This is a genomic window from Janthinobacterium goodfellowi, from assembly GCF_051380695.1.
Classification (GTDB): Bacteria; Pseudomonadota; Gammaproteobacteria; order Burkholderiales; family Burkholderiaceae_D; genus Janthinobacterium.
Map to the genome: position 1 here is coordinate 895,838 of NZ_JBNYXN010000002.1, position 22,621 is coordinate 918,458.

The following is a 22,621-nucleotide window of genomic DNA, read 5'->3' on the forward strand; positions in this document are numbered from 1 at the left end:
ATGATGAAAACACCGATTTCCCTGCTGTGCGCCTGCCTGCCCCTGCTGGCCTGGGCCGCGCCCTACACGCCGAAAGACGGCGGCGCCGTCATCGAACAGCTGCCGCGCCGCGCCGACGCCACGCAGAGCGAGCTGCGCAGCCTGCGCCAGCAATTGAATGCCACGCCGCAAGACCTGGCGCTGGCCGGCGGCCTGGCCCAGCGCTACATCGCCCTGGCGCGCAGTGAAACGGACCCGCGCTACCTCGGTTACGCGCAAGCGGCCTTGGCGCCCTGGTGGCGGCAGGCGGCGGCGCCCCTGCCCGTGCGCCTGCTGCGCGCCACCATATTGCAAAGCACCCACAAGTTCGGTCTCGCCCTGCAAGACCTCGACGCCGTCATCTCCCAGGAACCGGCGAATGGCCAGGCCTGGCTGACGCGCGCCACCGTGCTCACGGTGCAGGGCGATTACGCGCAGGCGACAGCGGCCTGCGCCCGCCTGTCGGCGCTTTCCACGCAGCTGGTCACCGTCACCTGCCTTGCCAATATCGCCAGCGTCACGGGCCGCGCCGCCGCCAGCGAGCGCCTGCTCGACCTGACCTTGCAAAGGAGTGCCGGCGCGGCGCCCGAGCTGGAAAGCTGGGCCGCCACCCTGCTGGCGGAAATGGCCACGCGGCGCGGCGAAACCACGCTGGCCGAAGCCCGCTACAAGACCGCGCTGGCGCGGCAGCCGCGCGACAGCTATCTGCTGGGCGCCTACGCGGATTTCCTGCTCGACCGGCAGCGTCCGCAGGACGTCGTCAAGTTACTCAAAGACCAGCAGCGCATCGATGCCCTGCTGCTGCGTTATGCGCTGGCCCTGCAATCGCTGCCCGGCCGGCAGACGGCATTCCTGGCGGCAAAAGCGGAACTGGCGACCCGCTTCACCGCCGCCATGCAGCGGGGCGATACCGTGCACCAGCGCGAGCAAGCCCGTTTCGCCCTGTTCTTGCAGCAGGATGTACCGTCCGCGCTGCAACTGGCGCAGAAAAACTGGTCCATCCAGAAGGAGGTGCCCGACATGCGCATCCTGCTCGAAGCTGCCCTGGCCGCGCGCAACTACGGGGCCGCGCAACCGGTGCTGGCCTGGATCGCGGCCAACGGCGTGGAAGATACGGTCCTGCAAGGCCTCGTCAGGCAGCTGGGGCCGCAGGATAGACAAAAAATCAGTTTTATCAAGAAAGCAGGTGTGCTGTGAAACGCTGCCTGTTCATCCTGTTCCTGTGCGCCTGGCTATCCCCCGCGCAGGCGCACAAGCCCAGCGACAGCTATCTGAGCCTGGCCGTGCACGGCCAGCAGGTCGAGGGGCAATGGGATATCGCCCTGCGCGACCTCGATTTCGCCATCGGCCTCGATGGCAATGGCGACGGCGCCCTGACCTGGGATGAAATCCGCGCGCGCCATGCGGCGATTGCCGCCTATGCGCTGCAGCGCCTGCAGCTGGCCAGCGACCAGGGCGTCTGCCCCTTGCAAGCCATCGAACAGTTGGTCGACAGCCACACGGACGGCGCCTACAATGTGCTGCGCTTCCAGGCCACTTGCCCCGGCGGCGCGCCAGCCAATCTGACCATTGGCTATACGCTGTTCGCCGACCTCGATCCGCAGCACAAGGGGCTGCTCAAGATCGATAGCGGCGGCGCCACGCAAACGGCCATCTTCGAGCCGGACAGCCCGCGCCAGACCATTTCGCTGGCCGCGCCCGACCGCCTGGCGCAGTTCGGCGCCTACGTCAAACACGGCATCTGGCATATCTGGATCGGCTACGACCATATTTTGTTTTTGCTGTCACTGCTGCTGCCAGCCGTGCTGCTGCCGGGCTTGCGCGAACAGCAGCAGGGTCTGAAGGCGGCCTTCCTTGACGTGCTGAAAGTCGTCACAGCGTTCACGCTCGCCCATTCCATCACCCTGAGCCTGGCCAGCCTGTCGCTCGTATCGTTGCCCTCGCGCTGGGTGGAGTCGGCGATCGCCGCTTCCGTGATCCTGGCCGCGCTGAACAACCTGCTGCCCCTGTTCCGGGGCAAGCGCCCCGTGGCCGCCTTTGCCTTCGGCCTGATCCACGGTTTCGGCTTTGCCAGCGTGCTGCGCGACCTGGGCTTGCCGCAAGGCTCGCTGCTGGCCAGCCTGCTGGGCTTCAACGTGGGCGTGGAAATCGGCCAGCTGGCCATCGTCGCCGCGTTTTTGCCCGTCGCCTGGCTGCTGCGCAAGACCTGGCTGTACCGGCTAGTGCTGACTGTCGGTTCGCTGGCGATTGCCCTGGTGGCGTGTGTGTGGCTGGTGGAGCGGGTGGCCGATATCAAGCTCATCAGTGCTTGATCGCGCCCCTCATTGGGCTGGCTACGGCGGCGCTGGCCGAAGTGGGTTGGACTGTCGCGGAGCAAGGCATCCGGGAAAACCGATAAATGCCTGCGGCACGGCCTGCGTCAGCCACACGCCATTGTCCGACACATAAAACACATGGCCCTGCGCCTGCATGGCGGCCGCATCAACCGTCAGCACGACGGGCTTGCCGTGGCGCGCGCCCACGGCCACGGCCGTTTCGCGGCTGGACGACAGGTGCACGTGCTTGCGCGCTCCCGGCAGCAAACCACCGGCACGGATCGCCTCGACAAAGCGGCTGGCCGTGCCGTGGTACAGCGTGGCGGGCGGCGTGGCGGGCGGCAGATCGATATCGACGGCGGCCAGGGAATGCCCCTGGTTGGCGCGGATGCGCAAGCCGTCATCGCTGATCGCGTAGCGCGTCTTGCTGTCGCGCGCCACTACGTCATCCAATTGTTCACGGGAAATAGAACGGCCATGGCTGGCCGATTGCGCCAGCAGCTGGCCGATGTCGGCCCAGCCCCGGGCATCGAGCGCGAGGCCGATTTTTTCGGGTGCGTGGCGCAGTATGAGGGAAAGGAATTTACTGGTTTGTACTAGGTGATCGGTCATGCCCCAGTTTACCGTTATCAGAACGCATACGACAAGGTCAACCGCGCGGAACGCGGTTCCACCGGATGAAAGTGCCGGTCGCCCACCCCGTCTTGTGCCTCGCCGGGCAACCGTGACGCATAGTAATAATCGATGTCGCTGGCCTGCTTGTTGAACAGGTTAAAGACGTCGAGCGACAGCCGCGTCCTGCGGTCGAGCTGGTAGGCGAGGCGCGCATACGCCAAGGTGGTCGACGCCGAGCGCACGCTATTGTCCTCGATCAAGGGACGGGGGCCGAAATAGCGCAGCTGCAAGGCGCCCGACCACGGCCCCCGGTCCGTCACGGTCACGCCGAACGACGCCACCTTGTCGATGGAACCGGGAATGAAGTTGCCGGCCGGATCGTTTTGCGTGTAGCGCGAGCGCGAGGCGGCCAGGTCCAGGTCGAACAGCAGCCACGGCGCGGCAACATAATGGTTGTTCCACTCGATGCCGTGGCGGCGGCTGGCGCGGCTGGGCTGCGTTTCGCCCGCGTCGCCGACGAACAGCAGTTCCGACGCGACGTCGAGGCGCCACAGGGCGAGCGAGCTTTGCAGGCCCGGCAGCCATTCCGTGCGCGCGCCCAGTTCCATGCCTTTCGTCGGCACCAGGGGCGTCACGGGTGTCGATGGCGTGCCATCGGGCAAGCGCGTCTGTGTCGTGCCCCGCGCATCATTGCTATGAAAACCCTCGCCATAGTTCACGAAGAATTCCGTCTTGCTCCATGGACCGAGGATCAATGACAGCTTGGGCGACACCACGTGGCCGCTTGCCGCGCCGCTGTTGCCGGCTATGCTGCTGGCCACATTGAAACGGTAGGCGTCGTAGCGCACGCCCGCCACGGAACGCAGCCACGGCAGCCATTGCACGGTGTTTTCGCCGTACAGGCCGACGCTGGCCTCGCGCACACGGTCTTCGCGGATCGTGCTTTGCCGCACTCTGTCCACCGTGTTGTACAGGCCCACGGGCGAAAGCCGGTCATAACGGGCCTGCACGCCGAGCTTGTTGCGCAGGGGAAGACCGAACAGCTGCGTATTCCAGCTTTCGCTGGCGTTGACACCGGCCACCGTACGCCGCTCGCTTTGCTGGAACTGGTCGCCGGCGGCCGGGTCGGCCAGGAAATAGGTGAAATCGCTGTTGAGTTCCAGCTGCGAACGGATCAGGTAAGCATCGAACTCGAACACCCGGTTTTCCGTGCGCTGGCGCATGGCGTACGACAGGCTGGCGCGCGAGGTGTCGCCGCCGTCGCTGGGCGCGAGCGAGCCGAAGCGGCCGATCTGGCCGGACTCCACGGCGCGCAGCGGCACCTGGTCCGTGGCGTTCCAGCTGTTCTTGTAGGCCATGGCCGTCACGCTGAAGCCGTCGTCCTGCGTGCCCTGGCTGTAGCGCAGCACGCCGCTGACCTTGCGCACGCGCTCCGGCACGTCCCAGGGGCCATTGTTGCGGTTCACTTCCAGGCCGTACAGCAAGGTGCCTGGTCCCGCATCGAGGGAATCGGCCACGACGGCGCGCACATAGCCGTGCTGGCCCACGGACACGCTGGCCTGGCCTTGCGGCAATCTGTCGGCCAGGCGGATGCGCGCCGCGCCCGCCGAGGCGAAATCGCCTTCGCCGGCGAAATACGGCCCCTTCTTGTAATCAATGCGCTGCACGAGCTCGGGAATGAGGAAATTGAGGTCGGAATAGCCCTGGCCATGCGCATGCGTGCGCATGTTGACGGGCATGCCGTCGACATAGGTGGCGAAATCCGTGCCATGGTCGAGGTTAAAGCCGCGCAGGAAATACTGGTTGGCCTTGCCGTCGCCGCTGTGCTGGGTGACGATCAGGCCCGGCACGAATTCCAGCAATTCGCCCGTGCGCAAGGCGGGCCGGTTGACGATCAGCTCATTGGTGATGACGCCCTGGCTGGCCGCGTCCGAGGTGCCGACGGCGTTGTCGTAGTGGCCCGTCACGCGCACGGTGCGCGACGCATCCGTGGACGATGCGGCCTCCGGCGCAGCCGCCTTGCCGGCGCCGGCCACCAGCAACAAGGCACAAGCTGCCATCTGTTTGCGTTTTATCAATTGCATTGCGCCTCCCCTTTTTATGATGTCAGTACAGGCTCCTACGGGATATATACGCGGCAGGCTGGCTGTCTGGATTCAGCATTTTTCAAGGAGCGACCGTGGACCTGAGCGACAGCAGCGGCAAGGCGACAAAAACCGCCACGGCGGCCGTGCGCAAGCGCGACGTGCTGCCCTACATCCTGCTGTTCATCCTGCTGGCGGGCTTGCTGGCCGTGCTGGCGGGCGCCCTGCTGCCGCCCTATTACCACGCCGTGCCGGCCCTGCTGTGGAGCCTGGGCTTTTGCGTCAGCGGCATGCTGCTGGGATTCCTGTTCGGCATCCCGCGCACCCTGCCGTCGGGCACCGTCAACATGGCGCCACCCGACGAACGGGCCAATGGCAAGGGCCGCCCCACGGACGAAGCGCCCCCGGCAGGCGCCGACGCGGCGGCCGGCACACCCAGCAACACGCTGTTCCTGGGCACGCCCACGCCCATGGAAATCAATTCGAACCTGGTGGAAGTGTCGGACTGGCTGACGAAGATCATCGTGGGCGTGGGGTTAATCGAACTCAAAAGCCTGCCCGGCAGCGCGCGCAGCATGGCCGCCTTCATCGCGCCCAGCCTGGCCACGGACACGCCCACGGCCATGGCGGTAGTGGGCGGCATCATGCTGTTCTTTTCCGTGCATGGCTTTTTGATCGGCTATTTGCTCACGCGCATTTACCTGTCGATCATGATCAAGCGGGCCGACAGCCTCGTCAAGAACGAGTCCGTGCGCCTGGAGAGCGGCAAGGAAATCGAAGTGACGGAACTGAGCCGCTTGCAGCAAAAGTCGCTCGACGACATGCAGGAAGCCGTCACGCAACTGCTGCTGGCCCATCCGCCCGATGGCGGCGCCGCCGTCACGGCCCTGGCCGGCGTGCCGACGGCGCAAAAGCCTGCCAGCCTGGTGCTGTGGCTGGACGACCATCCGCGCAACAACACCTTGCTGGTGGAACAGCTGGAACGGGAAAACATCAAGGTGGACCAGGCCGTGTCGACGCGGCAGGCGCTGGCCATGCTGCAACAGAACCACTACGCGCTATTCATCACGGACATGGCCAGGGTGGAAAACGGCCGCCGGGTCAAGGATGCGGGCGTGCGCACGGTGCGCGAAGTACGCCAGACCTTGCCGGACCTGCCCATCGTCGTGTATTGCAGCAAAGATACGGTCGCCAGTTACGGCACGGAAGCGCAGGCGGCCGGCGCCCGTTTCATCACCACTTCGGGCACCAGCCTGCTGGCCAGCGTCAACAAGCTCATACATGAAAAACGCGAGGATGGCGCTCAGCCACCGTCGTAGGCGTAGCTGCCCACGTAGTGCAGCGAGCTGCCCTGCGGATGCGCCAGTCGATTCGGCGCAAACACGCACACGGCCGTATCGGCCAGCAAGCCCTGCGCATCCGCGTCCGCACAGGCCTGCGCCAGCCAGCTGTCCGCATACGACACGCCATCGAGCAACTCTGCCAGCGGCGCGGGCGACGCCAGCAGCGCGCTTTCGATGCAGGCGGGTTCGTAGTGCGTCAGTCCCGTTTCCAGGAAGAATGGCGACGGCACGGCATCGCCATCCTCCGTGTACGTGGGCGACAGGTAGGCCTGCAGCGCTTCCCAGCTGGAGAAACGGCCGCTGCAGGCAAACACGTGGAGCATGGGCAAAATTAAAGCTTCTCCATCTTTTGCCGCACGGCCGGCGCCGTCGAAGCCGTCGGCGCCAGTTCCAGATAGGTTTTATAGGCCGCTTTCGCCTTGGCGGCATCGCCGGCCTTGGCATAGGCGTCGCCCAGATTCAGGTAGGCGATGGCGCGCGACGGGTCCATCTTGACCGTGTTTTCAAACCAGCGGGCCGCTTCGCGGTATTTTTCCTGCTTGTAGAAAACAAAGCCCAGGTTATTGGCCGCCAGCGCGAAATCGGGACGCAATTTCAGCGCTTCCGTAAATTGCGCTTCCGCCGCCGCATACTGTTTCTCCTTGTACAGCTGCAAACCGCGGTCGTTGGCCCGCTGCGCCAGCTGGCGCGTGGAGGTCGGCACGGCGCCCGGCGTGACGATCTTCTGTTCGCCGCCCTGCAAATCCTTCACCGTCACGCTGGCCGCCGCCGGCTTGGCGTCGAGCTTGCTGTTCAGGGCGATGGCTTCCGTCGACAGCTGCGTCGTGTTCGGGCTGAGGAATTCCGTCTCGCCCGGCAATTCGAAGACGAAATCGCCCCCTTCCGAACCGGGCAGGCTGCCAAACGCGGGCGTCTGGTTCGACACGCTGGAGACGGCCGGCGCCACGTAGGCCGCCAGTTCCGTGGCCGTGATGAGGCCGTCGCCGTTCAGGTCGCCCTTGCCCGCCAGGCCTTGCAGCAGGGTCCAGGTAAACACGGAGTGCCCGTTCGGTCCGCCATCGGCCACCAGCTGGTCGCCGCCGCCGGCCGTCAGCATTTGCCGGCCGATGCGCTTGGCGTTGTCGCGCAGGAAAGAGCTGGAACCGGCGCCGCGCGTCAGGCCCAGGCCGCTGTAGCAGGCGTCCATGACAAAGAACGCATGCTTGGCCGTCAAGGACTCCGCGATATTCTGGATTTCCGTCATCGGAATCGCATCCGTGGCGAACTGCGCCGGGTCGGAATCGACGGGCACGATGTAGCCGAGGTCGCGCCCCGAGCTGAGCTTGCGCGTGGCGCCGTGGCCGGCGAAGAAGACGAAGATGCGGTCATTCTTTTGCACGCCGCCATGGGCCAGCTTGTCGTGGAAGGCGGCCAGGATGTTGTTGCGCGTCGCTTCGCCATTTTTCAGGGTCACGACGCGCTCGGGCGCAAACGCGAATTTTTCAATCAGCGTTTCGCGTATGCCCTGCGCGTCGCGCACCGCATATTGCAGCTTCGGCCACTTAGCGTAATCGTCGATGCCGATCACGACGGCCCAGGAATTGGCGTAGCCCGTGGTGACGGGCACTTTCTCGGGCGCGGGCGCCGTGCTTTTCGCCACCTGGAAGCTCGTGCCATCCCAGCCCGCGAATTGATAGCCTTCGGCGATCAGCTTGTCGAGCACGGCCGGCAAGGCTTTCACCGTGCGTTCGTGGATGTCGTGGAACAGGACGATGCCCCGCCCCGCTTTGTCGACGGACGCCAGCACGCGGTTCGTGATCGAGCTGGGCACGGGATCGGCCCAGTCCAGCGAATCGATATTCCACATCACGGATTTCAGATGCGCGTCGGCCAGCGCGGCCATGCCTTCGCTGTTGCGCGCGCCATACGGAAAGCGGAACAGCGCGGCGCGGTCGGGGCTGATGGCCTTTAATAAAGTGTCGGTGCCGAGGATTTCGCCTTTCAGCTTGTCGCCCGTCTGTTTCGACAGCTGTGCGTGGCTGAAACTGTGGTTGCCCACGGCATAGCCTTCTTTCATCAGCTTGCGGCTCACTTCCGCGCCCGCGCCCAGCTTGGCGTGGCCTTCCGCATCCAGGCTGCCCAGATTGCGGCCCACGTTGAAGAACACGGCCGGCACGCCATACTGTTTCAAAATGGCGCTGATTTCTTCCGTGTAGCGGCGGTGCGGGCCGTCGTCGAAGGTCAGCACGATGGTTTTCTTCGGCAAGCCCAGGCCGAAGATTTCCGCCTCGTCCTTCTTGGGCACGGGCTTGGCCTCCGGCACGGAGCCGGCCGGTGGTACCGCATACGGCACAACAATACCGTTTTCCTTCAAAATCTGTTCGCGGCTGTACAGTTTTTTCAGCTGCGCCACGTAATCGTCCCAGCGTTCCCGCTTGAGTTCGATGGAACGCTGGCCGAGGTTGCCGAAGATTTGCCGGATTTCCTTCTCGTAATTGCGCTCGATCTCGCCCAGCGCGTCGAGGTCTTCGGAAATGCGCTTGTGCAGCTTGATCGCCGGCAGGGAGGTATCCTTGGCCACGTCGGCCAGCATGCTTTGCAGCAGCTCGCGGAAAGCCAGGCGGTCGGCGTCGTACAGGCCGGGATCGGATTCGATATACGTGAGCAGACTGTCGAGCGCCTCGAAGCGGCCCGGATTGGTCGGTGCCATCAATTGATCGAGCGCTGCATCGAGCTTGGCGATGCGTTCCTGGTTTTCATGGAACAGGGCCTGGCCCACTTTACGGGCTTCGTCACGCGCGCCTTCGGGCAAGCTTTGCTCGTCGGCCAGCAGCACGATGATCTTGCGGAAATTACCCAGCAAGTCGCGGAACTGGCTGGCCACGGCGGCCGTGTCGACGGTCGATTGCGGCGCGGCAGGGCTGCCCGAAGCCGGGGCGGCGGGCGTGGCGGTGGCGGCCGGTCGGGTGTAGCTATAAATGCCGGCCCCAGCGGCGAGAGCCACGACAACGGTGGCGGCGATCTTGATCGGCTTGGAAGTCACAGGCTTGTCATTCCCTTCACATACTATGCATACAATTCAGATGGCGCGGATGCGCAAGATGCATAATTGTAGAGCACACTTGGTAATTTGCTCATCCCGCACGCTGAATTTCGGCAATAATATCGCTGCACACCTTCATAGATAGTGAAAACGGGAACGACGATGCACAAGAAACTCTGCGCTGCGGCGCTGATGCTGGGCGTGGCGCTGATGCTGCTGCAATTGCGCGCGCATGCGGGCAACGACGTGGTCAATGTGGCGGGACGCGTGTGCCTGCCGCACTGAGCCACGCCCTGCGGCCGGACTACACCTTGGCCGGTTCCCAGTAATTGGCCAGACCCAGCTTTTTCAAGCCGGCCGCCACGAAACGCGGTTCCAGCAACTCTTCCGCCGTCAACGGCTGGCGGATCAGCTTTTGCTCCTGCGCAAATGCCAGCACCCGGCGGTAATGGCGGTACACGGCGTCGTCGTACAGCGGCGACCAGCGCTCCTTCCACTGCAGGCCCGGATCGTCGTAGCTGCGCCGCACCACACTGTCCGGTGTGCCATTGCGCGTGCCATCCTTGATGATCGCCTCGCGGTTGCCATCGAGCGCGGCCCAGTGCTGGGCCCGCAGCCAGGCCGTGGCCACCAGTTCGGCGATATCGGGATGGGCTTGCGTAAAGTCGCGCCGCGCCCACAGTTCCGCCCGCATTTTTCTCTCCGGCAAGCCCTTGCTGGACCAGATGATGCGGCCGATGCCCTTGTCTTCCAGCGGATAGCCATTGATCATGAACAAGGCGTCGACGGCGCCCGTGGCCAGCGCGGCCGTGCCCGGCTTCAAATCCATATTAATCAAACGAAAATCCGTGGGCGACATGCGCTGGTCGGCGATCAGCTGGCGCAAGCCCAGTTCCCACGGCCGGCCCCGGTGCACGCTGATGCGCTTGCCTTTCAGGTCGGCCAGGGACGTGGCGCGCGAACCGGTAGGCACCAAGAGGAACTGGTCCGTGCCCCGCCCCGCCGGCACGATCACCTGCGTGCGCACGCCGCCCGCGTTGAGTATGACGGACGGCAAGTCGCCATATGCGGCCATGTCGATGCGCCCGCTGGCGAACGCCTCGTTCATGGTCGCGCCCGTGTCGCCCGTGACGGGCAGCCATTCCAGCCGCACGCCGCGCAGCTTGAGTTCGCGGGCCAGCCAGCCTTCCTGCTGCACGCGGTAGGCGATGCCGCCCAGTTCCGCCTTGCCGTTTTCCGCAAAACCCGTCGAGGCGATGCGCAAGGCCGCCGGTGGCGCCCCCGCCGCTTTCGCCGCCGAGGCCGCCTTTCCCGCCAGGGGCAGCAAGGCCAGCCCGCCCATCACCGTGCGTCGCCGCATCGCATTCTCCTCATCATCGAACATGGCCACCGTTGACGTGCTTCCCGCTCAGGCCGCGCGGCGCGTCTGCGCCAGCGCCGCGTCGAAAGGACGGGGATCGATCCACGCGCGCACGTCAACCTTGCTGGGCAGGAAGTTCCAGCGGAACAAAAAGTCGCTGAAATCCTGCAAGCCCGCGACCGACGTTTCCGCCAGATCCGTGTCCAGGCGCAGATGGGCATCCTTGCCGTAGGCCACTTGCACCCAGTGCTCGCTGGCATTCGATTCGCGCGCCAGGAAACGCCGCGTCTCGTCCGCGTGACCGCGTGCCCACGCTTCGGCCCGCAGCACTTGCTCGACCAGGGTGACGGCCGAGCTGAAATGGTGGTCGAGCAAGTGCGCATCGACGCTCAGGGTGCGCGGCGTGCCATTGTTGGCGCGGATCAAGGGCTCCGGATGGCTGCCCGTGTCAATCACCGTGTGCAAGCCGAACTGCTGCGCCAGCTGGGCGGCCGAAGCGCCTTTCAGGAAGATGGCATCCACCTCGCCCCGCAGCAAGCCCAGCAATTCCGGGCTTTGCCCGCCGCGCCGCGCGCCGCTGAACAGATTCGTTGCCGCGCCCCGCTCCGGCGGCGTTTCGCTCTGGCCCGCCTGGATCACATAATCGACCAGTTCCACGTCGGCAACCGTCAAGCCTTCCAGGCTCAGCGCGTTTTCCAGCCCCCGCAAGGCTTGCGCGCGCGCAAAGTCGATCTGCGCCCTGGCCCATAATGGCAAGCCGAAGCGCCGGCCCTTCAAGTCGCGCACCGTCTCGATGCCACTGCCGGGAAGAGTCAAGATCAGCTGCGTCTCGTCCGACCACGACAGGCCGATCACGCGCGTGTCGCGCCCCGCCGCCCTGGCCCACAGGGCGGGAATATTGCCGCCGTGGCGCACGGAATTCTGCAAGGTATGGTCGAAATGCGATTCGCGCACGGCTTCCTGGTCCGATTCACGCAAGGAGCGCAAGCTCGTGCCGTCGGCGCGCAAGGCTTCTTCCAGCCAGCCCTGCTGCAGGGAAATGCCCAGGCCCGTGGGGACGGGGCAGCGCGTGTACCACAGGGTGTCGAGTGCTTGGTTTGCTGCCTGACTTTCATTGCTCATGCTGTCTCTCCAGGTTGATGGATATCAAAAAAACTACAGCGCCATCCTGCGCGCCCATTCATTGCCATCCCACAGGCTGCTGGGATCCACTTCCTGCGCCACGGGCGCGTGCGCATCGTCGAGGTCGCTGAAATCCGCATGCAAGCCATCGCGGATGGCGACAAAGCCGGCTGAGCCCCGCTGGCGCGGGTGGGCCAGCGGCACGTCCTGCACCCGGCGCACCTTGCCCGGCCGCGCATCGAGCACGACGATGCGGTCGGCCAGGTACACGGCTTCATCGATGTCATGCGTGACCATCACCATGGTGATGCCCTCGTCCTGCCACAGGCGGCGCAGCTCTTGCTGCAGGCGCAAGCGGGTCAGCGCGTCGAGCGCACCGAGCGGCTCGTCCAGCAGCAGCACGTCGGGCCGCCCGACCAGCGCGCGCGCGATCGCCGCCCGTTGCGACATGCCGCCCGACAATTGATGCGGATAAGCATCCGCATAGCCATCGAGGCCCACGCGCGTGATTTCCGCCGCCACGCGGGCGTCGCGCTCGGCCTGCGGCACACGGGTATTGCTGAACGCCACGGCCACGTTCTGCTGCACCGTCAGCCATGGAAACAAACGGTGGTCCTGGAACACGAGGCCGCGGCGCAAGTCCGTGCCACGGATCGGCACGCCGTCGTGCAGCAGCAAGCCCGTGTAGTCCGTATCGAGACCGGCCAGCAGGCGCAGCAAGGTGGATTTGCCGCAACCGGAGGCGCCCACGATGGCGACGAATTCGCCGGGTGCAATCGTCAGGGAAATATCGTCGAGCACGGGCAGCGGCGCGCCTTTCAGCGCAAACGACTTGCTCACGTGCTGCACTTGCAAGCCGCCGTTCAGGTGCTGCCGCTGCGGCAGCAAGGTCGAGGGGGAAACAAAATCATTCATGGTGCGCTCTCTGCGGTGGGGGCGAGGGAAGGAATGGCGGCGGGCGGCGCCCGGCGCAGCCAGCGGCTGCCGTGGAAACAGAGCCAGGCGGCCAGCCACGGCGCCAGCCAGATCAAAAACACATTGCGCAAGCCCGTCACGTCGGCCAGATGGCCGGCCGCCAGCGCGCCAGCCGTGCCGCCTACCATGCCGAACAGGGTAAGATGGGCGGAAACGCGGGTCTTGTCGACGGGCGCGCGGGCGATGTTGTCCGTATTGACGAGGTTATTCACGCCCAGGCCCAGTCCCAGCAGCACGGAAGCGGCCAGGTAGGCGATGCTGGACGGCCACAAGCCGAGGATCAGCAAGGCCGCCATGATGGCCAGGTGGGCGCCCCCATACAATTGCTCGCGGTGCCGACTGGCCAGCACGAAGCGCCCCAGGAACAGCAGCACGAGCACGCAGCTGAGTCCCTGCACGGCCATCAGCCAGACGGAGTGGTGCGCAGGCCAGTGCAGCACGCGGATGGCCAGCAGGATGGAAAACACGCCCACGCTGGACGCCGTGAAGCTGGCGAGGATCTCGAACAGATACGTGCTGCGCACGATGGGCAGGCGCAGCAGTTCACGCAGGCTGGCCGCGCCGGGCAGCGCACCCTGTCCTGCCTGCTTGCGCGGCGCCGTATTGTCAGGCAACACTTGCCAGCCCAGCACGGCCAACATGGCGAACATCAGGGCCGAAATCAGGAAGCCCGCCTTCAATCCCAGCTGCGCGATCAGATAATTGCCGCACAAAGGGCCCAGGAACTGCATGCCGAGGATCAATGTTCCCTTGTACCAGCCCGCCTTGCCCTGCCCCAGTTCCGGAAGGCGCACGAGAAACACCGTGCTCATGGCCACGATGCGCAGCGAGATGCACAGTCCCACGAGAAACATCAGCAGGGCCACCCATTGCCAGCCGGGCAGCCACGGCAGCACGCAAAAGGCCAGCGCCAGGCTCAGGCTCACTCCCGCGTACAAATGCTTCGGATTACCGCGCGACAAGATGTAGCCGGCAGGAATGGTGCCCAGCGCCATGGCCAGGGTTTCCGCGCTGCTGATCGTGGCCAGCTGGAAATTACTCACGTGCAAATGCAAGCCCAGCAAGGTGGCCAGCACCTTGTTCATGCCGATGGTCACGCCCGACAGCAGGGTCAAGCCGATAAAGCGCAGCAAGAAGGCGCGCAACTCCCCTTCGCGGGCGCTGGCGGCGGCGTCTGGCTGGAATGGCAGGGATTTACTCACTGCTGCGCCCCTTCACCAGCAGACGCGCGAGCCGCGCAAACGCCACGTTCATCGTTTGCGCCAGCAAGGCGACAACGAGCACGGCCAGCAGGACGACGTCCATGCGGCCCGACACTTCGCCGTTGAGCAATAAGGAACCCATGCCGGGACCGGCCGCAAACAGCAGTTCGCCGCCCAGGCACGCGAGCCAGGCGAACGCCAGCGCATGCGTGACACCGGTGACGATGGCCGGCATGGCACCCGGCAACAGAATCTGGCGCAAGGTTTGCCAGCGCGTCAGGGTCAGCACCTGCCCCACTTCGCGCAGCCTCCCTTCCACCTGGCGCATGCCCGCATACGTGTTGAGCACGGTGGGATAAAAGGCGGCGATGGCGATCACCAGCAGCTTGGCGCCGTCGCCATTGCCCACCCACAAGCCCAGCAAGGGAATCAGCCCCAGCAAGGGGACTTGGCGGATGCTGTGGAACAGGGGGCCGATGAGGCGGTCCGCCAGCGGCGACTGCGCCATCAGCGCACCCGTGACGATGCCGGCGCCGCCGCCCAGCAGCAAGCCGGCCAGCGTGCGTCCCAGGCTGGCACGCAGATGCACCCACAGCTCGCCCGTCCAGACCAGGTCGCGCAGGCTGTGCGCCAGATCGCCCAGCGAGACGAAGATGTAGGCGGCGGCCGCGCCCTGGCCCGAGGCCCATTGCCAGGTGCCCAGCAAGGCCAGGGGCAGCAGCGCGCCCTTGAAGATCACACTCAAACGTTGCTTCATGCGCTCTCTCCACTGCGCTTCCAGCGCATCAATCTTGCCTCAAGCGCGTGGCAGGCCCGGTCCAGGCCGAAGCCGATCACGCCCGTCAGCACCACGCCCACCATCACCACGTCGAGGCGGAACATTTGCCGGCCCATTTCCATCATCTGGCCCAGGCCGCTGTCGGCGGCCAGCAATTCCGCGCCCACCAGCACCATCCACGAGCGCGACAGGGCGATGCGCATGCCCGTCAGCGCGGCCGGCACGATGGCGGGCAGGACGATCAAACGGATGCGCTGCCAGCGCGAAAAGCAATACACTTGCGCCACCTCAAAGTAGCGCTGCGACAGGTTGCGGATGGCGTCATGCACGGCCAGCGCGACGATAAAGAAACTGGCCTTGGCCACGATAAACACCTTGAAACTCTCGCCTATGCCGAACAGCAAGATAAACAGAGGGATCAGGGCGACGGTCGGCAGCTGGCGCAAGACATTGAACGTGGGATCGACATAGCTGCGCAAGCCAGGCGACAGGCCCAGCACGACGCCAAAGGCCAGGCCCGCGCTGGCGCCCAGGCCGAAACCGGCCAGCAGGCGGAACAGGCTGATGCCCAGGTGCTGGCCCAGTTCGCCGCTGTCGGCCAGGTCGCGCGCCGTCAGCAGCACTTGCCACGGCGACATCAGGATGTGCGCAGGCATCCATTCGAAAGTGGTGGCGATGCTCCACAGCAGCAGCAAGGCCAGCGGCGACGCCCACACGGACCAGGGCGAGCGCACAAAGCGATGCAGCCAGGGAATGGACGCCGCATGCGCTGGCGCGGGAATACGCGGCAAGGCGACAGTGAGGGAAGTCATGGCGCCCAGTACGTTTGCAATTTCAGCTGCGCCAGCGCCTGGTTGACGAACTGGGGCGCGAACAGGCTGTCAACTTGCAGGGGCCGCCCGATCAGGCCCGCGCTCTTCGCGTACGCCGCCTCGCCCACGTAATGCTGTCGCAGGCTGGCCGTAAACAACGGCGACCAGCGCGCCTGCCACGGCGTATGGTCGCCCGCCAGCTCGCGCCGCACCACGCTTTCCACCTGGCCGGCCGCCGCCTCGCTGCGCACATACTCGTCTTCGCCGCCCGCGCCGGCGGCGCGGTGGTGCTCGCGCACATACGCCGTCACCACCAGCTGGGCCAGCTGCGGCCAGCGTTGCAGGAAGCCGCTGTCGGCCCACAGTTCGGCGCGCATCTTCCAGTCCTGCGGCGGCGCCTTGCTGGACCAGATGATCTTGCCCACCTTTTTATCTTCCAGCAAAAAGGCGTCGCTGAGGGTAAAGAAGGCATCCGCGCCGCCCGTCGCCACGGCCGCCGCGCCCGCCTGCGGGTTCAGGTTGAGGATCTTGACGTCGCGCAAGGTCATGCCATTCGCTTCCAGCAGGCGCGCAAACGGATATTCCCACGGCCGGCCACGGTGCAGGGCGATCTTCTTGCCCTTCAGCTCCTTGATCGACCTGGCCGTCGAGCCGTTCGGCACCACCAGATAAGTGTTGCTGAAGCTGCCGCCAGGCAGGATCAGCCGCGTCTGCAAGCCCGAGGCATTGGCGATAATCGACGGCAAGTCGCCATACTGGGCCAGGTCGATCGAGTGGTTGGCAAACGCCTCGTTGACTTGCGTGGCCACGGAATTGGTGGTGACGGGCACCCATTCCAGCTTCACGCCCAGCTTGCCCAATTCGGCCGCCAGCCAGCCTTGCGCAGCCACCTGGGCCGCCGAACCGGCAAACACGGTCTTGCCGGACGGCGCCGTGCGGGCCACGACGGCGATGCGCACGGCGGCAGGCAGCGGCTCGGCCGCAGCCGCGATGGCTGGCGCCAGCACGCTGGACGCCATTACGGCGACAAACAGCTTGCGCCAGCGCACACGTAAGAATTTCAATGACATTGCAGGCCTGTTCTTGTAAGGGTTACACCAGATCGGTAGCGGGAAGCAAGGAGAGCGCGCGCGCCGTGTCGATCAGCTTGCTCATTTTCCATTGCTGCAGCAGCACGCCCGGGCCGAAGTCGCGCGAACCGCCGATGGCTTCGGCCGCGATCTGGATCTGCGCGCCTTCTTCCAGCAGCAGAATGAATTCGGCCAGCTTCAGCAAGCCCTGCTTGCCCCACACGGTGGCGCCGCCATTCGCTTCCAGGATGGCCGTGGCATGCGTATTGCGGGCGATTTCGCCGAGGATGAAATCGACTTCGGGCTGGCGGCGGTCGATGTAGATGGGAATTTCGCGGATCAGTTGGAAGCGCTGCACGGGCACGTAGCGGATCGGCAGGGTGCGGTGCGTCTGCGCCCACGCGCCCAAGGACGGCGAATGCACGTGCGAGATCGAGGTCACCTCGGGCCGCTCGCGGAACAGTTTTAAATAGCGCGCGCCGCCGTTGTTGGCGTCGCCGAGCAGCACCGTGCCGTCCAGCGCCAGCACGGCCGCCTTCAAGGGCTGGCCGCGGCGGAACGGACCCGGGTCGTTGACCACCACGACCTTGTCGCCGCCAGGGGTGCGCTCGACGAAGCCCACCGTGCCGTTGGCCGTCAGGCTGCCCGTCTCGCGCAAGCCGTCAAAGGCGATCTGCGCATCGCGCCGCACCTGTTCCACGAAGGCCAGTTCGGCCGCCGTCAACTCCTGCGCCTGTACTTGTTGTGCTTCCGCTTGTGCCACGTCCGTCATGTCATGCTCCATTCTTGAGGTTGAGGTACGAATCAGTCATGCCTGTACTTTCGCAAGACGCGTGCCAGCGCCAGGGCCGCAGAAATGGTGGAGCGCTGCTGCCTGCGCAACAGCGGCTGCTGGCGCGGCAGCAGCGTTGTGCGCAGCGGCTGTCGGCAAGCCAGCAAGCGGCGCGGGCACGGTTCCTGCACGGTTCCAGGCTCCACCCATCACGAAAGAATCCCATGACTACCGCACCATCTCCCGCCGTCGATACCGTCTGGTTCACCCGCTGCCCCGTGCCCACGGCCACGGGCCTGGCCTACAAGCTTGGCTGGCTGGACGAGGAATTCGCCCGCGACGGCATCGCCTTGAAGACGCTGCAGGAAGTGGGCGGCGAGCTGGCGCGCCACCATTACGACCATGGCCTGTCCACGCTCGTGCGCGAAGGGGGCAACCTGCTGGCCCTGCCCGCGCGCGCGCAAGGAGCGCCCACGCGCCTGATCGGCCTGACGTGGATCGATGAATGGCAAGCCATCCTCGTGCGCCCCGGTTCCGGCATCGCCACGCCCGCGCAGCTGCAAGGCAAGCGCCTGGCGCTGCCCGTGTTCCGCGCCGAAGACTTGCGCGAGAACCGGCGCGGGCGCAGCATCGCGCGCGGCATGAGCCTGGCCGGCTACAAGGGCGTGCTGGCGTCGGCCGGCCTCACGCTCGACGATGTGCAGCTGGTGGAAGTGGGGGCCGACGCCCAGGCATCGGCCAATCTGGGCGCGGGCCTGTGGCAAGGCATAGTCCCGCTCTTGCGCGACGAAGTCGACGCCGTCTACGTGAAAGGCGCGGCGGCGGCCGAGGCGGCGCGCGCGGCGGGGCTGGAAGTAGGCATCGACATCGACGCCCTGCCCGACCGGCGCTTCCGCGTGAATAACGGCACGCCGCGCCCGATCACCGTGCATGCATCCATGCTGGAGCAGCATTTCGAGCTGGTCGTGCGCTTTTTGACGCAGACCTTGCGCGCCGCGCACTGGGCGCGCAGCCACAAAGAAGATGTGCTGGCTATCCTGCAGGGCGAAACGCGGGCCGGCGCCGACGCCGTGGCCGAAGCCTACCGCGACGGTTTTCATTTGACCCTGGCGCCCGACCTGTCGGAAGAAAAAGTGGCGCTGTTCCGCCAGCAGAAGGATTTTCAATTGCAGCACGGTTTCCTCGACCGCGACGTCGATATCGACAGCTGGATCGACCGCCGGCCGTTGGAAGAGGCGCAGCGGCGGCTGGAGGCGCTGCTGCGGGTGGCGGCGTAGTGGTGTTGTCGGCTTACGCTGCGCTAAGCCGACCTACGGGAAAACACAAGGCCGGCGCATTCGCCGGCCTTTTTTACCTCAGGCAGTCACGCTCAGAACTGGATCGTGTACGATGCGCCCACCGTGCGGCCCTGGCCGATGATGACGGTGTCGCCGTTGACGGCGCCGGGCACGAAGCTGGTCAAGGTGTGGTTGCGGTAGACCTTGTCGGCCAGGTTGTTCGCATACGCGGTGATGCGCTGCTTGCCGCCCGGGAGCACATACGACAGGCGCGCATTGGACAGCGCGAAGCCGCCCTGGTTCAGCAAGCCGCGCGCATCGCTTTGCGGGTCGACATAGTAGTACTGCTTCGACGTGTAGCGCACGTCGCCGCTGAAGACCAGCTGCGCGCCATTGCCCAGCGGGTAGCGGTAGTCGGCCGCCAGCAGGGCCGTCACGTGGGGCGAGCGCACGAATTCGTTGCCGGAGCGGTCGCCGCCATTGTTCTGGATGGCGAAATCGTCGAATTCCGTGCGCAGCAGGCCCAGGTTGGCGTTGACGTGCAGGTTATCCGTCGGCTGCGCCTCGATCTCGAATTCCGCGCCGTTGACATGGGCCTTGCGCACGTTCTGCAGGTAATTGACGCTTTGCGTGGGGTCGCCGTTGTACACGCCCGTGATATTGACCTGCACGTTCTTGTAATCATAGTGAAAAACGTTGGCGTTGAAATTCAAACGCCCGTCCAGCCATTCCGACTTGATGCCCGCCTCGAACGAGTTCAGGGTTTCCGGCTTCACCGTATTGAGCGCCCGCACGTCCGTGGCGCTCGTGTTGTAGCCGCCCGACTTGATGCCGTGCGCGTATTTCAGGTAGCCGCGCAGGGTGCGGCTGAAGCGGTATTCGGGCGTCACGTCGTACGTCAGCGCGGTCCACGTGGTCGATGGATTCGATGTGAAGTTATTGTTGGCCACCGAAGCGGCCGTGTAATTGCCGCCCTGGACCGTGTTCCACCAGTTGGCCGCGTCGCCGAACGTCACCGTGTTCGAGGCCGCCTGAACGCGCCGCAAGTCCAGGTCCTTGGTTTCCGTGGTCCAGCGCAAGCCGAAGGTGGACAGCAGCTGCTCGCTGAAGTTGACGGTCGTGCTGCCGAAGATGGCCGCGCTGCGCGCCTTGTGCTGGTAGATGGTGCGGTTGTAGCCGACGGGCTGCGTGCTGCCCGCCTGTGCCGGCACGGTGCCGTTGGGCAGGCGCGCGCCAGCCGAATCGGCATCGATCTTTTCATTGAAGTAGAACAGCCCCGCCACCCAGCTCACGGCGCCGTTCTGCGGCGACGTCAGGCGCAGCTCCTGCGACACTTGCCGGCTGCTGGCCTTGGCGCGGCTGCGGCCCACTTCCAGCGGCGTGTTGTCGCTGTCGCCCGTGGCCTCGTTCCTGAAATTTTCATAGCCCGTGATGGAAGTGAGGGTCAGCTCGCCCAGCGCATATTCGAGATTCAGCTGGGCGCCGCCCTGTTTCACGTCGCTGTCGGCCGGCGCGTTCGTGCTGACGTCGTCGGGATTGGTGCTGGGGATGTAGCCGTTGCGGTACACGCCATTGGCACCATAGCTGGCCACGGTGGTGGTGGCGCCCTTGGTCGTGTAATCGCGGTAATGGAGGTTCAGGTTCGCCGTCAGGTCGCGCCCGATCAGGGCCTTGAGCTGGCCACGGATGGCGCTGTCCTTGAGTTTTCCATCGCGCTCGCCCGTAAACTGGTTGTGGAAGCGGCCCTTGTCCTGCTGCTCCGTGTGGAAGGACAGCCGCCCCGCCAGCACTTCGTCGACGAGCGCGCCGCCGATGGCGCCTTCGGCCAGCTTGGTGTCGTAGCTGCCGTAATCGAGCTTGGCGTAGCCGCTGGACTTGAACGAAGGTTTGCGCGAGATCACGTTGATGGCGCCGCCCGTCGTGTTCTTGCCCCACAAGGTGCCTTGCGGGCCGCGCAGCACCTCCACCCGGTCCAGGTCGAACAGGGGGAAGCCCGTGGCGCTGGAATTGCTGATGTAGACGTCATCGAGGTAGAAGCCGACGGGATTCGGAAAATCCACCTGCTGCTGGCCCGCGCCCACGCCGCGTATCCACCAGCGCGGGCGGCCGTGCTGCTGCGTGCCGGCCGAGGCGTTCGGCACGTAATTGAGGATTTCGCTGGCCGAACGGCCGATGCCCGTGTCGAGCAGCTCCTTGCCGCCTAACACCGTGATCGCGCTCGGCACCTTCTGCGCCGATTCCTCGCGCTTTTGCGCCGTCACCGTCACCGATTGCAGCGAGGCGCCCTCGCCGGCGCCATTCGCGTCAGCCGCGGCAATGACATCGGCGCCAGGCGTTTCCGCATGGGCCAGACCTGGGGCGAGCATCAGGCCGCCGATGGCGAAGGCCGAGCGCAGCGCGCGGCGCACTGGCGTCAGGTGGAAAGGAAATGGGGAAGAGTCGGCAGGGGCAGTCGAACGGCGCATGGGTGATTATCCTTGAGTAAAGTCAAAACGCGAGATGGTGATGACCAGTATTGCAAGGGGCATGCCCGCTGCCGCAGCGCAGCAAAACAGAACTTAAGTATTTGATTTCAAAGGAAGACTATCGTGATGATAGCGCTGTTGATTTGGCAGCAGCGACAGCGCCGCGTGCTGCCTGCGCGACAGCAGGCGGTGGCGCTGCTGTCGCGGCAACAGGGGAAAGGATCAGGCGGCGCGCAGCAGTGCCGCCGTGTGGCCGCGCACGAGGGGCAGCACTTCCTCGCCCACGCGGTACGCTTCTTCCAGGTGCGGCGTGCTGGCCAGGATGAAGGCGTCGGCGCCCAGCTGCACCAGCTCGTCCAGGCGTTCGGCCACCTGCTGGTAGCTGCCGACGATGCCCTGCGTCTGCCCGCCGCGCAGCAGGTTGAAGCCGGACCAGATATTCGGCGCCGTGATCAGGTCCTTGTAGCTGTTCAAGGTGGTCGGGCGGTTGCCCCGCTGGCGCGCCGCGCCCACGGAATCGCCGCCATCGGTGCCGAGGAACTGGCGCAGGGTGGCCGCATCGACGGCCTCAAAGCCCTTGCGCACCTCCTCCCACGCTTCTTCTTCCGTGGCACGCGCCACGATGTCGACGCGCACGGCGCACTTGATCTTGCGCCCCAGCAGCGCCGTCTTTTCCTGCACGCGGGCGAATTTCTCGCGCAGCTGCTCGAACGGTTCCAGCCACGTCAGGTAGTAATCGGCGTGCTTCGAGGCCGAACCGAGGGCCGCGTCGGAGGAGCCGGAAAAATAGATCTCGGGGAAGTCCTGCTCCGACAACGGCGTGGCCAGGCCCGCGTCTTCCACCTGATAGAACTTGCCCTGGTAGGAAAACGGTCCGCCGCGCCACACGCCGCGCACCACGTCGAGAAATTCCGTCGTGCGCGTATAACGGTCGTCGTGGCCGGCCGCATCGCCCCACCACAGTTGCGCCGGGCCGCCGCCGCCCGTGATGACGTTGTACAGGGCGCGGCCGCCCGTGGCCCGCTGCAGGCTGGCCGTCATGCGCGCGGCCACCACGGGGTTCAGAAAGCCGGGCTGGAACGGGATCATGAAGCGGAAAGTGCGCGTTTCGCGCGCCAGCAGCGCGGAAATGGCCCACGGTTCATCCGTCATTGGGAACGACGGAATCAGGCCGCCCTGGAAGCCCGATAGTTCGGCCGCGCGGGCGATCTCCGCCAGGTAGTCGATATACGTAAAACCGTCGGCGCCGCCGCCACCGAGGCCGGCCTGGCGCAGGTTGTCATTGCCGGGGAACCAGTCGCCGCGAAACGGCGTGCGGGCGCGGTGCGAACTCGGTTCGCCATGCGTGGGGATGCGCCAGAAAAAATCGATTGCCATGTGAAGTGCTCCTT

19 protein-coding genes are annotated in these 22,621 nt (G+C 65.5%); 5 read left to right on the plus strand and 14 right to left on the minus strand.

Features of this window, described 5'->3' with window-relative positions; all coding sequences use genetic code 11:
* Together ACQ4WQ_RS12135 and ACQ4WQ_RS12140 are read left to right on the plus strand one after the other, a co-directional pair.
* Positions 1 to 1,215 carry a tetratricopeptide repeat protein gene (locus ACQ4WQ_RS12135; RefSeq protein WP_436497297.1) on the plus strand — a complete coding sequence of 405 codons (1,215 nt, stop codon included), beginning with the start codon at positions 1 to 3 and terminating at the stop codon, positions 1,213 to 1,215.
* A complete protein-coding gene (locus ACQ4WQ_RS12140; protein WP_436497299.1) occupies positions 1,212 to 2,330 on the plus strand; it encodes a HupE/UreJ family protein in 1,119 nt (372 codons plus the stop codon). The genes ACQ4WQ_RS12135 and ACQ4WQ_RS12140 overlap by 4 nt, the downstream gene beginning before the upstream one ends.
* A 21-nt stretch (positions 2,331 to 2,351) precedes the next feature.
* Here the strand turns inward: ACQ4WQ_RS12140 and ACQ4WQ_RS12145 are convergent, their stop codons facing one another.
* Together ACQ4WQ_RS12145 and ACQ4WQ_RS12150 are read right to left on the minus strand one after the other, a co-directional pair.
* The gene (locus tag ACQ4WQ_RS12145) at positions 2,352 to 2,945 is read right to left on the minus strand and encodes an RNA 2'-phosphotransferase (protein WP_436497301.1); all 594 of its coding nucleotides are present in this window, start codon (positions 2,943 to 2,945) and stop codon (positions 2,352 to 2,354) included.
* A 17-nt stretch (positions 2,946 to 2,962) separates the two neighbouring features.
* Entirely contained in the window at positions 2,963 to 5,032 is a 2,070-nt protein-coding gene (locus ACQ4WQ_RS12150; RefSeq protein WP_436497303.1) for a TonB-dependent receptor, read from the minus strand.
* Positions 5,033 to 5,127: 95 nt separating this feature from the next.
* Between ACQ4WQ_RS12150 and ACQ4WQ_RS12155 the strand changes: the two genes are divergently transcribed.
* The gene (locus tag ACQ4WQ_RS12155) at positions 5,128 to 6,351 is read left to right on the plus strand and encodes a response regulator (protein WP_436497305.1); all 1,224 of its coding nucleotides are present in this window, start codon (positions 5,128 to 5,130) and stop codon (positions 6,349 to 6,351) included.
* On the opposite strand, the gene ACQ4WQ_RS12160 is transcribed toward ACQ4WQ_RS12155, so the two are convergent.
* Entirely contained in the window at positions 6,336 to 6,698 is a 363-nt protein-coding gene (locus ACQ4WQ_RS12160; RefSeq protein WP_436497423.1) for an immunity 22 family protein, read from the minus strand. The two genes, ACQ4WQ_RS12155 and ACQ4WQ_RS12160, sit on opposite strands and share 16 nt — an antisense overlap.
* Before the next feature lie 8 nt (positions 6,699 to 6,706).
* Positions 6,707 to 9,397 (minus strand): polysaccharide deacetylase family protein, encoded by a 2,691-nt coding sequence (locus tag ACQ4WQ_RS12165; RefSeq protein ID WP_436497307.1) that lies wholly within the window; start codon positions 9,395 to 9,397, stop codon positions 6,707 to 6,709.
* Positions 9,398 to 9,559: 162 nt separating this feature from the next.
* On the opposite strand from ACQ4WQ_RS12165, the gene ACQ4WQ_RS12170 reads away from it, so the two are divergent.
* Positions 9,560 to 9,682 (plus strand): hypothetical protein, encoded by a 123-nt coding sequence (locus tag ACQ4WQ_RS12170; RefSeq protein ID WP_276208760.1) that lies wholly within the window; start codon positions 9,560 to 9,562, stop codon positions 9,680 to 9,682.
* Between the two features lie 19 nt (positions 9,683 to 9,701).
* On the opposite strand, the gene ACQ4WQ_RS12175 is transcribed toward ACQ4WQ_RS12170, so the two are convergent.
* Genes ACQ4WQ_RS12175 through ACQ4WQ_RS12210 form a run of 8 tightly spaced genes read right to left on the minus strand, consistent with a single transcriptional unit; the run spans position 9,702 to position 17,488 of the window.
* Positions 9,702 to 10,757 (minus strand): ABC transporter substrate-binding protein, encoded by a 1,056-nt coding sequence (locus ACQ4WQ_RS12175; protein ID WP_162995676.1) that lies wholly within the window; start codon positions 10,755 to 10,757, stop codon positions 9,702 to 9,704.
* A gap of 48 nt (positions 10,758 to 10,805) precedes the next feature.
* Complete coding sequence (locus ACQ4WQ_RS12180) at positions 10,806 to 11,879, minus strand: ABC transporter substrate-binding protein (protein ID WP_326459236.1); 1,074 nt, start codon at positions 11,877 to 11,879, stop codon at positions 10,806 to 10,808.
* 33 nt (positions 11,880 to 11,912) lie between these two features.
* Entirely contained in the window at positions 11,913 to 12,794 is an 882-nt protein-coding gene (locus tag ACQ4WQ_RS12185) for an ABC transporter ATP-binding protein (RefSeq protein WP_436497310.1), read from the minus strand.
* Entirely contained in the window at positions 12,791 to 14,056 is a 1,266-nt protein-coding gene (locus ACQ4WQ_RS12190; protein WP_436497312.1) for an MFS transporter, read from the minus strand. Before ACQ4WQ_RS12190 ends, ACQ4WQ_RS12185 begins: the two co-directional genes overlap by 4 nt.
* The gene (locus ACQ4WQ_RS12195) at positions 14,049 to 14,813 is read right to left on the minus strand and encodes an ABC transporter permease (protein ID WP_436497314.1); all 765 of its coding nucleotides are present in this window, start codon (positions 14,811 to 14,813) and stop codon (positions 14,049 to 14,051) included. The genes ACQ4WQ_RS12190 and ACQ4WQ_RS12195 overlap by 8 nt, the downstream gene beginning before the upstream one ends.
* Positions 14,810 to 15,646, minus strand: a complete 837-nt coding sequence (locus tag ACQ4WQ_RS12200; protein ID WP_436497316.1) for an ABC transporter permease — start codon at positions 15,644 to 15,646, stop codon at positions 14,810 to 14,812. The genes ACQ4WQ_RS12195 and ACQ4WQ_RS12200 overlap by 4 nt, the downstream gene beginning before the upstream one ends.
* A complete protein-coding gene (locus ACQ4WQ_RS12205) occupies positions 15,643 to 16,716 on the minus strand; it encodes a PhnD/SsuA/transferrin family substrate-binding protein (protein ID WP_436497318.1) in 1,074 nt (357 codons plus the stop codon). The genes ACQ4WQ_RS12200 and ACQ4WQ_RS12205 overlap by 4 nt, the downstream gene beginning before the upstream one ends.
* 22 nt (positions 16,717 to 16,738) lie before the next feature.
* Positions 16,739 to 17,488, minus strand: coding sequence for a class II aldolase/adducin family protein (locus ACQ4WQ_RS12210; protein WP_436497320.1), 750 nt, complete (start codon positions 17,486 to 17,488; stop codon positions 16,739 to 16,741).
* 224 nt (positions 17,489 to 17,712) lie between these two features.
* Here ACQ4WQ_RS12210 and ACQ4WQ_RS12215 point away from each other — a divergent pair, with 224 nt between their 5' ends.
* Complete coding sequence (locus ACQ4WQ_RS12215; RefSeq protein ID WP_436497322.1) at positions 17,713 to 18,765, plus strand: ABC transporter substrate-binding protein; 1,053 nt, start codon at positions 17,713 to 17,715, stop codon at positions 18,763 to 18,765.
* Between the two features lie 92 nt (positions 18,766 to 18,857).
* Here ACQ4WQ_RS12215 and ACQ4WQ_RS12220 read toward each other — a convergent pair whose 3' ends face one another.
* Complete coding sequence (locus tag ACQ4WQ_RS12220; protein WP_436497324.1) at positions 18,858 to 21,230, minus strand: TonB-dependent receptor; 2,373 nt, start codon at positions 21,228 to 21,230, stop codon at positions 18,858 to 18,860.
* A gap of 222 nt (positions 21,231 to 21,452) precedes the next feature.
* Entirely contained in the window at positions 21,453 to 22,607 is a 1,155-nt protein-coding gene (locus ACQ4WQ_RS12225; protein WP_326457132.1) for an LLM class flavin-dependent oxidoreductase, read from the minus strand.
* Positions 22,608 to 22,621: the final 14 nt, after the last annotated feature.